Source organism: Scandinavium sp. (assembly GCF_051650185.1).
GTDB lineage: Bacteria > Pseudomonadota > Gammaproteobacteria > Enterobacterales > Enterobacteriaceae > Scandinavium.
Map to the genome: position 1 here is coordinate 26985 of NZ_JBOFIN010000073.1, position 13331 is coordinate 40315.

Consider the following 13331-nt stretch of genomic DNA (forward strand, 5'->3'; position numbering starts at 1 on the left):
TTTAGCCCGATCCTCCCGTCACCGGCAGCGCGTTTGCCGGTAACCCGAAAAAAGAACAGGTCGTAAGACCTGTTCTTTTTTTTTGCCTGCTAATCCGGGCAGGCGAAGACCCCGGAATTGATATTGCCAATGAGCCAGACGTTAGCTATTCGTCTGATGCTCACCAGTCTTCCCGGCGGCGGGCGGAAAAACAGTGATTCCATTAGCTTATCCGGAGTAAAGTTCGCGGGAAGATTATCCCGCTGGTCGGCATAGAAATGTACGCTGTGGATTTGCACGGTGTTTTTGCCGACGCTGGTGTAGCGAAAACGCGACTCCCGCGACAAAACATAGTGGTTTCCCTGCCAGTCTACGCCCCCTGAAACGCTGGCGTATCCGCTCAGATCCGGGCTGAAATGAAAGGCGATATTGCCGGTAATGCGCAGCGGCTGGTTGCTTCCTTCATAGACAAAGCTATCGCGACAGGAGAACTCAATACCGCGATGCGCATCCAGCACCCACACGCCAGCCGAAGCCAGGACGGCCAGCACTACGGTCGCCAGAAGTGATTTCATCAGATTAGTCATACTGGTAGTGGCTCTGGCAGGTGGAGAAGCCATGGCTCTCGTTTTCAGTGCGGCAGACCGCCGCAAAGCGCTTATCGGAAAGCATGCCAGGATCCTGGAGGATCACCCATGCTTCCTGGCGGCAGTCGATGCCCATGGCTTCAATCAACTGAGCCATGGTGGAGAGAGGGGCCGTGGTGGTGGCGCCACTGGTGCGAAAATGGATCACCTGGCAGCGCTGATAGCGCTGTGTCACTTTCCGGTAATCTGTCTGAAAATCCCCTGTTCCGCTTTTTTTCAGCAGCAGAAAAAGAGCGAGGCCGCAGACCAGGAGTCCCATCCCTGGCAGAAGCCAGCGACGCTGTGAGGCAACGAGTGCCGGGATTTCCTTCTGGCGTGGGGTCTCAATGCTATCCACCGTTACCGCAATATCGCCGCTGAAAATAAAGCCGGTTTTGGGGATAGTCTTGATGAGCGGTGTTGTCAGACCAAAGTCGGCAAAGGTTTTCCTGAGATAGGATATATATTGATTCAGGGTGTGGTTAGACGATCGCAGCCCATGCTTATCCCACACGGCAATAAATATCTCGTCGCGCGAGAGTATCAGCCCCTGTTGTTCAATTAAAAATGTTAGCAATCGGCTGTTAGCCGGGGTTAAATACTTAGTCTCCTGTTCTGAACCACATCGCCAAATTGCGCCGTCATCAGGTCTGAAATAGATGTCCTTGTCTATAATAAATGTCATGGCAAAGTCCTGTGCGAATATTTTGGTAGAGAGTGTACTGGCAATCTTTTGCTGTCAGAGAAACAGGCTAGTCAGTCATCGCCTCTTATTATTGTGGGCGTTTGTTTTCCACTGACAGAAAGGTGACTTTCAGATGGTGTTTTATTCCACGCGAGGTATTGGTATAAATTATTTTTTATATATTCGCATCGCAAGATACTTTGTCAATACAAATAAAGTTACGCATTGTACTCTCGCTGAAGGGGTATTTATATTTTCCATAAATTTAACAATGCAGTCTGGCATATAGATTTGCTGAATTCACACTTATTGTTCTCTGGTAGTGTGTTTATTTGTATTGGTGGTGTGTTGTTCTGTTTTTGAATCGTGTTGTGATATAAAGTTCCAAAATAGCTGTCTGATTCCCAGAATAGTTGTTCCTGAGCCAGTACCGCACGTTGGCTGCTCTTCGTCAGCAGAGACCCACGGTATGACGGCAGGAGGATTCTATTCTAATGATAAGGGGAAGGACCACTATGAAGGTTTTTAACGCGTTACTTGTAGGCGTATCCTGTGTTTTCCTGCTGTCGGCGTGTTCGCTCACTGCACCTAAAAGCAAAAGTACAGCCACCGCGCAGTCTGGCAAAAGTAGCGCCAGTGCCCGAGGCTCTTACGTTACCCGGACCTCACCTTTTTTCGACGGCATTGTTATCGCTTCAACTAATAACCAATGTATCGATCAGTTTAATTTCATTAAAGGTACCAACCTCGATACCTATAAAAACTATTCCACCGATTATTCTAAAATTGGTGATGGTTATCGCTTCCTGAATATCAATCAAAATATTATGGGCCGTGAAGCCAAAGAAGTTTATACCATGCAGCTGGATATGAAACTCGACACGCTGTGTTCGAAAGTGCATTACACCAGCTTCCAGATTGTAAAAGAGAAAATGAAAGTCCTCGCCAGAATTTAATTTCGGCTGCCATCTTATTTTTTGCAGATGCCGCTTCAGGGAGCGGCTCTTCGCTATCTGTATTAATGAATATAAGAGTAATGGAACTATGAAAACGCCAGGATCGCCAGGCTGGATGCGCCTTACCTCATGGATAATGTTAGTTATTCAACTTCTTAGCCCGATATTAATCTCTCTTTCTTCTGCGGCCCGTGCAACGGAATATCAGGATTACCAGACGATGGCCGAAACAATGTCTGGCCTTCGTGAGATGCTTAACAGAAACCCGCCTGCTCAGCCTTCTCCCGCTTTATCTCCAGCGGGATCATCGCTGCCGAATCCTGGTTTCACTCCCCCTCCCGTTGCCACGCCAGCCTCTGTGCCGGCCCCGGACGGCGGGCTCCCGTCACTGGGGATCCGCAACGAATCCGCGGAGGCTGCTTCGGATGAAACGCAACCCGCTTCACTGCTGGCATCCAAAGCGGCTCAGGCCGGGCAGATGCTCAGTTCGGAGAACGTCAGCGACTCGTCGATAGACTTCGCCCGCAGCGTTGGCGAGGGCTATATCAACCAGCAGCTCAGCGACTGGCTGAATCAGAAAGGGACGGCCAAAGTCTCACTCGGCAGCGATAAGAAAGTCTCCGGCGACCTGCTGCTGCCGCTGATGGAGAGCGACAACAACCTGCTTTTCGCTCAGGCAGGGCTGCACTCGAACGAGGATCGCAACTTTGCCAACCTTGGCTTTGGCTATCGTCAGTACGTTGATGGCTGGATGTATGGCGTTAACACCTTTTACGACTATGACTACAGCGGCAGAAACGCCCGGCTGGGCGTGGGTGGCGAAGCCTGGACTGACTACCTGAAGCTGGCGGTCAACGGCTATTTTAGCCTTACCGACTGGCACCAGTCGCGGCTGCGAGATATGCAGGATTACGACGAGCGTCCGGCGAACGGTTATGACGTGAGGGCGCAGGCCTGGCTGCCGTCAATGCCGCAGCTCGGCGGAGAGGTGAAGTATGAGCGCTACTTTGGTAAGAACATCGATCTGGGTGGCGGCCACAGCCCGGATGAGCTGAAGGACGATCCGCACGCCCTGACGCTGGGCGTCAGCTACACCCCGTTCCCGCTGATCACCTTTACCGGCGAAAGATCGATTGGCGACAGCAACGACACCCGTATTGGCATGGATCTGAACTACCGCTTCGGCGTGCCGCTGTGGCAGCAGCTCAATCCGGAGGCCGTGGATATCCAGCGTAGTCTGGTCGGCAGCAAATATGAGCTGGTCGATCGCAACTACGAGATCGTGATGCAGTACCGCAAACAGATCCTGTTGCAGATCTCCACGCCGCCGCAGATGAGTCCGGAAGCTGGCGAGATGATCCACATTCCGGTGACGATCGACAAAGCTAAATATGGCGTTCGCAGCATCGAGTGGCGCGCTTCCGCTAACTTTACCGCCAACGGCGGTACGTATCGCCAGCTCTCAATGACCGAGCTGGAAGTCAGCGTCCCGCGCTACGTCTTTGACCGTTCCCGTTCACTGATGCCCGCACAGGATTACACCCTGACGGCCATCGGTACCGACAACAACGGCAATAAATCCAACGCGGCGACCACGGTGCTGAAGGTCACGCCTTCCAGTCAGATCATCAGCCAGATGATCGTTGTTCCGCAAACCGCCCTGCTGGCAGACAACAGTCAGGCCTTCACCGTGACGGCGAAGGTCGTGGATAAAGATGGCCGCCCGCTGCCCACGCAGCACATCAGCTTTGAGGTGGCGCAGCTTAACGACGGGGCCACGCTGTTTACTGATGAGGCTACTGACGGCCATCATCTCAGCGTCTACACCAATAACCTTGGCCTGGCGACGGTGCAGGTGAAGAGTAAAGTGGCGGCACAGGGGCTGATTACCGCCGAAATGGATAACGGCAACTACAACACCGCCCGACTCAACTTTGTTGCCGATCCATCGACCGCTGGCCTGACGGAGCTGACGGTCGTACGCGATCGTGCGTTTGCCGATGGCGTACACCCCAACGTGTTGCAGGCCACGGTGAAAGATGGTTTTGGTAACCCGGTGCCGGACTATACCGTCAACTTCAGTGCCGATCATGGCGCGGTGGCAGCAAATGGCGGAACAGCGCTGACCGATGCTCAGGGACACGCCACGCTCAACGTCACCAACACTCAGGCCGTCAGCAGCAGCGTCACGGCTGAGGCCAACGGCGTATCGCTGACGAAGAGAGTCACTTTTGTGGTCGATAAATCGACGGCCCGCATCGCCAGCGGCGATCTGACGGTGACTCAGGATGCCCTTGCCAACGGCGTCGACAGCAATAACGTGACCGTTAAGGTGACGGATACCCAGGGCAACCCGGTACCGGGCGTGACGCTTCAGCTCAGCGTGGGCAGGGGGGCGACCATCGCGCCGACTCAGGTGGTGAGCGATGGTAATGGAGTGGCGCGGGCGAGCATCACCAGCCGCAGGGCGACAAGTTACGGTGTGCGAGTGAATATTGTGGAGTCGGGCAACAGTGCCACGGCGACCACGCGCTTTATTGCCGATGCGAGCACGGCGCAGATCAGAGAGGCTGACCTTGCTATCGCCCCTGATGGCGCACTGGCAAACGGCAGCGCCAGCAACGGCGTGATTGCCACGGTGACGGATGCTAACGGCAACCTGGTACCTGGCGTTGCCGTCGCTTTTCGCGTCAGCACGGGGGCGATTATCACCACCACGGTCGGAACGACCGGGGCGGACGGAAAGGCAAAAGCGACGGTCACCAGTCAGACCGTCGGCAGCTATACGGTGACAGCCAGCGCCAACGGGCAGTCGGTGAGTAAACCGACCCGCTTTGTCGCCGACCTCGGAACGGCGCGGATCACTGCCGCTAATCTGACTATTGCGCCCGATGGCTCTGCGGCCAATGGCCTTGCCAGCAATGGCGTATCAGCCATCGTCACTGACGCCAATAACAACCTGGTGCCGGGGGCTCCGGTCCAGTTTGCCGTCAGCGCCGGGGCAGTCTTAACGACGCTGGTCGGCACCACTGGCGCAGATGGCAAAGCCACCGCCAAAGTCACCAGCCGGGTAGCAGGCACTTATACGGTTAATGCGAAAGTTAACGGCCAGACGACCAGTAAGCCAACTTTGTTCATTGCGGATGCGACCACGGCGACGCTTACCAGCGCGAATCTGACCGTCGTTGATAACAACGCCATTGCTGACGGAACTCATGCCAACCGGGTGCGGGCGAAGGTGACCGATGCCAACGGGAACGTTGTGCCGGGCGTAAGCGTAGCGTTCCGTGCTGATAACAGTGCGTCGATAGCGGTGTCCTCCGTCACCACCGATGAGAGCGGTCTGGCGGAGACTACGCTTACCAGCCTGCGAGCAGGGAGCGCAAATGTGACCGCAACGGTGAACGGCAGCAGCCGCAGCGTGTCGACCACGTTTATTGCGGATGCCAGCTCTGCGCGGATCACCAGCGCCAACCTGGTGATCGATCCTGATGGTCGAGCCGCCAACGGCGTTGCCGCTAACGGTGTTACCGCCACGGTAACGGATGCCAACAATAACCTCGTCCCGAATGAGGTGGTGACGTTCAGCGTCAGCAGCGGCGCGGTGCTCACCACGCTGCGCGGCACTACCGGGGCCGATGGCAAAGCCACGGCTAAAATCACCAGCCAGGCGGCGGGTCAATATACGGTGAGCGCGGTGGTTAACGGGCAAACCACCACTAAACCCACCATTTTTGTGGCCGATACGGGCACTGCCACGATCGTCAGCGGTGACCTGACGGTGACGAGCAACCATGCGGTTGCCAATGGCGACGATACCAACAGCGTGCAGGCGAAAGTCACCGACGCTCAGGGGAACCCTGTTCCGGGCGTTAACGTCACCTTTGCCGCCAATAACGGGGCCACGATGAACGACAGCGTGGTGGTCACCAATACCAGCGGCATCGCTGAAAACACGCTGACTAATGTGAGAGCGGGGATGGCGAAGGTTCGCGCTACGGTGAACAACAGCAACCAGATGGTGGATACCCATTTTGTTGCCGACCTCTCCACCGCGCAGATAGCTGGCAGCAATCTGACGATAAACCCTGACGGTTCCGTCGCAGATGGCGTCGCCACCAATGGCGTTACTGCCATCGTCACGGATGACAACAGCAACCTTGTGCCCGGGGCTGTGGTGACCTTTACCGTCAGCACCGGTGCGACGGTGACCACCGTTATCGGCACCACCGGCAGCGATGGCAAAGCAACGGCAACCGTCACCAGCCGGGTGGCCGGAAGCTATACGGTGAATGCCGGCGTCAACGGCCGCACGACCAGCAAGCCAACGCGTTTTGTCGCTGACAGCGGCACGGCGACCATTACCAGCGGCAACCTGACGGTAACGGATAACAACGCCGTCGCCGACGGCACGGCCAGCAACCGGGTGCAGGCGAAAGTCACCGATGCCAACGGCAACGTCGTTGCGGGGGCTACCGTCACCTTCAGCGCGGACAACGGCGCAACCGTCGTGACAACGAGTGCGGTGACAGCCGCAGACGGCACCGCCGCCACACGTCTCACCAGTCTGCGGGCGGGAACGGCCAATGTGAGCGCCACGGTTAACGGCAACAGCGCCAGCGTGGCGACAACTTTCACCGCGAACAGCGGGACAGCGCAGCTCACCGATGCCAGCCTGACCATCAGCCCGGACGGGGCGCTGGCAGACGGCACGGCGAAAAACGGCGTGACGGCTATCGTTCGCGATGCCAATAACAACCTGACCTCAGGCGTGGCGGTGAGCTTTACCGTCAGCAGCGGCGCGCTGATTAGCACCGTTATTGGCACGACCGGCGCAGACGGCAAAGCGACCGCAACCGTCACCAGCATCACCGCTGGCAGCTATACGGTGACGGCCCGGGCCAACGGCAGCACAGCCAGCAAAGAAACACACTTTGTTGCCGATGAAGGCTCGGCAACCATCATCAATGGCAACCTGACGGTGGCGAAAAACAATGCCATCGCTGACGGGACAGATGCTAACCGCGTACAGGCCAAAGTCACGGATGCCAACGGTAATGCCGTCCCCGGGGTCACGGTGATCTTCAGCGCCGATGGCGGAGCCTCCCTTGCGGACGCCTCCGTGATGACCGGGGCCGACGGGGTGGCGCAGGCCAGTCTCACCAGTCAGCAGGCGAAGACAATCAACGTCAGCGCGGCGATCAATGGGCATTCGCAAAGCGTGGCGACCGTCTTTACCGCTAACGCCACCACCGCGGAGATCGCCGACGCTAATCTGACGATTAGCCCAAATGGTGCGGCGGCCAACGGCACGGCGAAAAATGGCGTCACTGCTATTATCACCGATGCCAATAACAACCTGGTGCCCGGCGCGACGGTTAGCTTCAGCGTCAGCAGTGGCGCGACAATCACCACGGTGACAGGGACGACGGGTGCAGACGGTAAAGCGACGGCGACGGTCACCAGTCTGGTCGCGGGCGACTACACCGTGACCGCGAGGGTGAATGGCGGCAGTACCAGTAAAACTGCGACCTTTGTCGCTGACAGCACGACAGCGACGATCGTCGACGCCAATTTGACCATCGATCCGGATGGCTCCCTTGCCAACGGCAGCGCGAAGAACGGCGTAACGGCTGTGGTAACGGATGCGCAAGGCAACCTCGTCTCTGGGGCTGCTGTCAGCTTCTCCGTCAGTACCGGGGCCAGCCTGCAAACGGTAACGGGCACGACCGGAGCTGATGGGAAAGCCAGCGCGACGGTGACCAGCACCACAGCCGGAAGCTATACGGTCAGCGCGACGGTTAACAGTAATACGACCAGCAAGCCCACCCGTTTTATCGCCGACAGCAGTACGGCGACGATCACCAGCGCCAATCTGGTTATTTCACCTGATAACGCCATCGCCAACGGCATGGATGTCGATGGCGTAACGGCAACGGTCACCGATGCCCAGGGGAATATCGTACCCGGGGTTGAGGTGGCTTTCAGCGTGGCGACAGGCGCGACGCTGACGACGCTCATCGGCACCACGGGCGCCGATGGCAAGGCGACCGCGGAGGTCACCAGCCAGACGGCGAAAAGCTATGCGGTATCGGCCACGGCGAATGGCCATACCGTGACGAAAAACGCGTCGTTTATCGCGGACAGCAGCACGGCGGAGATCGGCGAGGCAAATCTGGTGATTGACCCCGATCGCTCGGCAGCTAACGGCATCGCGAAAAATGGCGTGACGGCCACGGTGACCGATGCCAACGGCAACCTGGTGTCCGGGGCTGTGGTCGATTTCCGCGTCAGCGCGGGCGCCAGTTTGCTGACGGTGATCGGCACGACGGGCGCAGACGGTAGAGCGACAGCGACGGTGACCAGTACCACCGCAGGCAGCTACACGGTGACGGCGGAAACCAACGACAGCGAGGTCAGCAAGCCGACAACCTTTATCGCTGATACCGCGACGGCCACCCTTATCGACGGCGCTCTGACTGTTACGAAGGATGGTGCTATCGCTGACGGCGAGGATCATAACGGGGTGCTGGCGAAAGTGACCGATGCCAACGGCAACACCGTGTCGGGTGTCGTGGTGACCTTCAGCGCCGATAACGGTGGCACACTGGCTCAGCGTTCTGTCACGACCAATGCCAGTGGTATTGCGGTGGCCAGCATAACCAGCACCACGGCGGGAACCAGCAATGTGCAGGCCAGCATCAACGGCGTCAGCCGCAGCGTGGCCACTCGCTTTATCGCTGACAGCTCGACGGCGCAAATCACCAGCGCCAGTCTGACCATCTCGCCGGATAACGCGAAGGCCAATGGCGTCGACACCGATGGGGTGACGGCTATCGTCAGAGACAGCCACGGCAACCTGGTCTCCGGCGCGGTGGTCAGCTTCAGTGTGGGAACCGGGGCGACAATAGCCACGGTTATCGGGACGACGGGAGCAGATGGCAAAGCGACGGCGAAAGTCACCAGCCTGAAAGCCGGCAGCTATGTGGTCACTGCCAGCACTAACGGCAGCTCCGCGACCAAATCGGCAAGCTTTGTGGCCGATGCCAGCACGGCGCGGATCGTAGATAGCGATTTGGTGATCAGCCCTGATGGCGCGGTGGCCAACAATATCGCGACCAATGGCGCGACGGCGACAGTGACCGATGCCAACGGCAATAAGGTCTCCGGTGTGGCCGTCAGCTTTAGCGTCGGCAGTGGGGCGACGCTGACAACGGTAACCGGAACAACCGGGAGCGACGGGAAAGCCACGGCGACAATCGTCAGTAAAAAGGCGGGAAGCCATACGGTAACCGCGATGGCTAACGGCAGCAGTGTCAATAAACCTACGCTCTTTATCGCTGATGCCAGCACTGCGCGGATCCTTGAGGCCAACCTGGTGACCACCAGTGGGGCGATAGCCAATGGTACAGCCAGCAATGCGGTGACGGCGACAGTGGTTGATGCCAACGACAATAAGCTCGCCGGGATTGCCGTCAGCTTCAGCGTGACGACCGGGGCGACGCTGACCACCCTTATCGGGACAACGGGCGCGGATGGTAAAGCCACGGCGAAGGTCACCAGTCTGATTGCGGGCAGTTACACGGTTACCGCAACCGCGAACAGCACTTCCGCCACGGAGCCAACGACCTTTATCGCCGATGCCGCAACCGCGGTAATCGCCAGCGTGACGCTTGACGGCGCGTTGCTCGATAAGGTCGCCAACGGCACCGATGTCTTCACCTACAAGACGCTGGTGAAAGATGCGAAAGGCAACGTGGTGCCGAATGTCGCCGTGACCTGGTCGCAGGACAAAGCGACGGCGGTGACGCTGACCGCCAGCAGCACGACGGATGCTCAGGGGATCGCTGTTGCCACGCTGAAGAGCACTCGCACGGAAACCTTAGGGATCCAGGTGTCGGCGGCGCTGGCGAACAATATCAAAGTGAACGCTGATAAGAAGGTGAACTTCAATGCGCAACTGGTGAAGCTCTTTGGCACCGTGAAAAATGCGGTGAATGCCAGTGCGATAGCGGGCGTTGCGCTGAAGATCTATGCCAATGACACGGCTACTGAAGCGTTGTATAACGTGACCACCGGCAGCGACGGCAAATATTCGGTCAATATTAAACAAGGGAGCTATTACGTCAGGGCGACGAAAACCGGATTTATTGAATTTAAGGACCCGATTGATGTGGCAAATGTCGTCGAGTATCAGAAGGACTTTACGATGTCACCGCTGCTTAATGGTGATGCGGCTCGTATTGTGCTGACCTGGGAAGCTCAGCCAACGGACTTAGACTCCCATCTTTTGATACCTGGAGGGACTCATCTCTTTTTCGGTAACAAAACGCCCGCCGGCGCTGATGCTAATCTCGATCTTGATGATACGACCAGCTTCGGGCCGGAAACTGTTACCATCAGGAGCATGCATACGGGGAGTTACTGTTATTACGTGAAGCGATACTCTAATGAACCGAGACATATGAATGGGGCACGAGTCAAATTATATCTCTCAGACGGCAGTGAATATACCTATTCGATACCCAGCACATCGAAAACTTACTGGTCGGTATTTAAACTGAAAAGTGTTTCAGGAAATTATGATGTTATAACGCAGAATTCATACTCGGACAGTGAACCTGCTGGGTGCTCGTGATTTAAAAAAGAAAAGCATGCCCTCGCGGCATGCTTTTTCTTGTGTCTTAAATAATATTATCAGGATGATACTATGCGCTGGGTGGCCGAATGCGAACTCTGTACTGCCCTGAGAGAAGAGTTAATTTGGGTGGTTTTATTTTTGATTACCTTGCTGCTGTTAATGCAGGATGAATTAACAGTTACTAGTTATGCCAGACCTTTATATTACCCTCAGCTCTGTACCAGCTCTTATCACTATTATGATAGGTCGAATAAAAGTGTGACTCATGGGATGCTGGAAATTACTTTTCGTGAGCAGCATAAAGCGATTATTGCGACAAAAGTCCGTAGCCCACGATCTCCGGAGGGGATCACGATACATACGGTGAGCTACCGCTACAATCGGGCCAGAGACAGCCTTATCCTCTATGCGCCGAAGAAAGGAGAAAGCTATGAGGCGCTTGAGGATATGTCGCTGTTGAGCAGCAAAGAGAAAGCGGCGGGCGTGATTGGCAGACTGCAGTTCTACCGCCGGGAGGGCGTGACCTTGCTGCTGCGTTCGAGTGGTGGCTCTGTTTTCCAATGTTCCTTTTTATAGCAATAAGCGCAGGTTTTCTGCGCTTACTCTACCTGCGTTACCTGCCAATCAGATTCTGGATTTTATATTTCACCAACTGGTGGCCTGAGTACTGTACCTGAGAGCAGAGCGTATCGAGTTTGACCCGCAGGTTGAGGGTATACATCTCCTTCGCATCCTCCGCCATGATGTTCTTGTTGCGGTTCAGAAATTCGTAGCCCTCAGTGACCCGGCCATAGTCAGCCGCATATTTTTGATACTGCGGCGGGTTTTCCGCACGTAAAAAATTAAGGTAGTCAATACAGGTGTCATGGCTTGAGGCCAGGGTGTTTCCGTCGAGCAGTGGGCTAACTGGCTTTGGCGAATCGTCCTGTACGATGGAGTCATGAAGATTAAAATCATCAGCGGCTACGGCGGGCTCGACCATGTTAATGATGCTGTGGCTGCTGGTATAAGAGCAGGCGCTGAGGAAAATTAAAGAGGCAGTAAGGGGGAGTCTGTTATTAAACATCCGAAAACCATCCTTGCAGAATAGCGAAAATTAATGGAGCAGATTTCTCAACACGAAATGCAGCTGGTTGGTATTTTTTAAATTCATTTTGCGGTAGATAGACATCGACAGGGTTTGCAGCTGTTTGACGGAGTAATCCATGGTTCTGGCCGTCAGTCGAAGGCTGGTGCTGCGTCTCAACTCCGCCGCAAGTAGCCGTTCCCGATAGGTCAGACGGTGCAGGGTCAGAATGTTGTCGAGCTTCAGCAGTGCGCATTCACGCTCTTTTCCCGGCATTCTGTTAATGCAGGCGCGCCAGTGAATGAGCGGGGCACTGATATGAATATCAATTTCTTTCGCCAGCACTGCGGCGAGCAGCATACCGCGCGAGATAAATATAATTCGCTGGATGTCAGTAGTTTCCTGATAAATATAGTCCCGCAGGGCTTTAATCGTCGGGAAAATATCTACGTCAATGAAATGAATTTGTCTGCGACCGGGATAAACCGTTTTTAGTGAATCTACGGCATATTTGAGATAGCGATCATCACTGTATATTTGAATGTCCATATAAAGCACTCTGGTTAATCAGGAGCATGACGAGGTCGTGCGCGAAGTGGATGTTCTGAGCAGAGTAGCGACCGGGAGGAATGGTCGGCAATTTATATATTAAAAGTTGCAGAAAGCAGATTTTTATCCTGCTGGTGCCAGGTTAAGTGAGTTTATTTACTGATGTGCTCACCGGGTGACCTACCCTGACGGGGTCGACAAATTTGCACACTTCGTGTGTTGGGGTTTTTCTTTTGGTCATCTTTTTAGTATAACGTTCACACGGACAAGTTGTGTCCAGCCCACGAATAACGAGGAATAAGATGCGCGTAAAAGTCTGTGCAGGGATCGTCGGTGCCGCTTTGTTGTTGGCCGGTTGCAGTTCCAGCAACGAACTGACCGCCGGCGGGCAGAATGTTCGCTTTGTTGAAGACAAACCGGCAAGTGAATGCCAGCTTCTGGGAACCGCGACGGGCAAACAGAGCAACTGGCTCTCCGGTCAGCAGGGTGAAGAGGGCGGTTCAATGCGTGGTGCGGCGAATGCGCTGCGTAACCAGGCTGCTGAAATGGGTGGCAACGTGATTTACGGTGTGAGCAGCCCAACTCAGGGCATGCTTTCAAGCTTCGTGCCGACCGACAGCGAAATGATCGGCCAGGTTTATAAGTGCCCGAACTGATCCTTCCCGTGTAGAAAAAACGCCCTCAGCAATGGAGTAATGCCAGTCAGTTAAGCAACTGACTGGCTCTTTTTCGGGGCTGTGGGGTATTTCCAGGGCCTCTCCTTTACCACTCTCGGGAAGGCCCTTTCCCTTCTTGTCGGTAATTTCACTAGTTGTCCCATACTTGCAAG

The 13331-nt window shown here is 55.6% G+C and carries 9 protein-coding genes; 4 read left to right on the top strand and 5 right to left on the bottom strand.

The features are described from left to right. Window positions 1–89 precede the first annotated feature (89 nt). Window positions 90–566 (bottom strand): hypothetical protein, encoded by a 477-nt coding sequence (locus ACRCWW_RS09325; protein WP_438682164.1) that lies wholly within the window; start codon window positions 564–566, stop codon window positions 90–92. Next, window positions 559–1290, bottom strand: coding sequence for a winged helix-turn-helix domain-containing protein (locus ACRCWW_RS09330; protein ID WP_438682165.1), 732 nt, complete (start codon window positions 1288–1290; stop codon window positions 559–561). The genes ACRCWW_RS09325 and ACRCWW_RS09330 overlap by 8 nt, the downstream gene beginning before the upstream one ends. Window positions 1291–1805: 515 nt before the next feature. Between ACRCWW_RS09330 and ACRCWW_RS09335 the strand changes: the two genes are divergently transcribed. From ACRCWW_RS09335 to ACRCWW_RS09345, 3 genes are all read left to right on the top strand, one after another. Next, window positions 1806–2246 carry a hypothetical protein gene (locus ACRCWW_RS09335; protein ID WP_438682166.1) on the top strand — a complete coding sequence of 147 codons (441 nt, stop codon included), beginning with the start codon at window positions 1806–1808 and terminating at the stop codon, window positions 2244–2246. A 220-nt stretch (window positions 2247–2466) separates the two neighbouring features. Beyond that, on the top strand, window positions 2467–10884 hold the full coding sequence (locus ACRCWW_RS09340) for an Ig-like domain-containing protein (RefSeq protein ID WP_438682167.1): 8418 nt from the start codon (window positions 2467–2469) through the stop codon (window positions 10882–10884). Window positions 10885–10956: 72 nt separating this feature from the next. Further along, window positions 10957–11463, top strand: coding sequence for a hypothetical protein (locus ACRCWW_RS09345; RefSeq protein ID WP_438682168.1), 507 nt, complete (start codon window positions 10957–10959; stop codon window positions 11461–11463). 37 nt (window positions 11464–11500) lie between these two features. Here the strand turns inward: ACRCWW_RS09345 and ACRCWW_RS09350 are convergent, their stop codons facing one another. Together ACRCWW_RS09350 and ACRCWW_RS09355 are read right to left on the bottom strand one after the other, a co-directional pair. Continuing rightward, window positions 11501–11953 carry a hypothetical protein gene (locus ACRCWW_RS09350; protein WP_438682169.1) on the bottom strand — a complete coding sequence of 151 codons (453 nt, stop codon included), beginning with the start codon at window positions 11951–11953 and terminating at the stop codon, window positions 11501–11503. Between the two features lie 30 nt (window positions 11954–11983). After that, complete coding sequence (locus ACRCWW_RS09355; protein ID WP_438682170.1) at window positions 11984–12511, bottom strand: hypothetical protein; 528 nt, start codon at window positions 12509–12511, stop codon at window positions 11984–11986. 293 nt (window positions 12512–12804) lie between these two features. On the opposite strand from ACRCWW_RS09355, the gene ACRCWW_RS09360 reads away from it, so the two are divergent. Then, complete coding sequence (locus tag ACRCWW_RS09360; protein ID WP_438682171.1) at window positions 12805–13158, top strand: DUF4156 domain-containing protein; 354 nt, start codon at window positions 12805–12807, stop codon at window positions 13156–13158. 50 nt (window positions 13159–13208) lie between these two features. On the opposite strand, the gene ACRCWW_RS09365 is transcribed toward ACRCWW_RS09360, so the two are convergent. Then, window positions 13209–13331: hypothetical protein (locus ACRCWW_RS09365; RefSeq protein WP_241013015.1), on the bottom strand; the 123-nt coding region annotated here is incomplete at its 5' end.

Coding starts and splice junctions, on each gene's coding strand:
- ACRCWW_RS09325 (WP_438682164.1), bottom strand. CDS start 566: ATGACTAATCTGATGAAATCACTTCTGGCGACCGTAGTGCTGGCCGTC.
- ACRCWW_RS09330 (WP_438682165.1), bottom strand. CDS start 1,290: ATGACATTTATTATAGACAAGGACATCTATTTCAGACCTGATGACGGC.
- ACRCWW_RS09335 (WP_438682166.1), top strand. CDS start 1,806: ATGAAGGTTTTTAACGCGTTACTTGTAGGCGTATCCTGTGTTTTCCTG.
- ACRCWW_RS09340 (WP_438682167.1), top strand. CDS start 2,467: ATGGCCGAAACAATGTCTGGCCTTCGTGAGATGCTTAACAGAAACCCG.
- ACRCWW_RS09345 (WP_438682168.1), top strand. CDS start 10,957: ATGCGCTGGGTGGCCGAATGCGAACTCTGTACTGCCCTGAGAGAAGAG.
- ACRCWW_RS09350 (WP_438682169.1), bottom strand. CDS start 11,953: ATGTTTAATAACAGACTCCCCCTTACTGCCTCTTTAATTTTCCTCAGC.
- ACRCWW_RS09360 (WP_438682171.1), top strand. CDS start 12,805: ATGCGCGTAAAAGTCTGTGCAGGGATCGTCGGTGCCGCTTTGTTGTTG.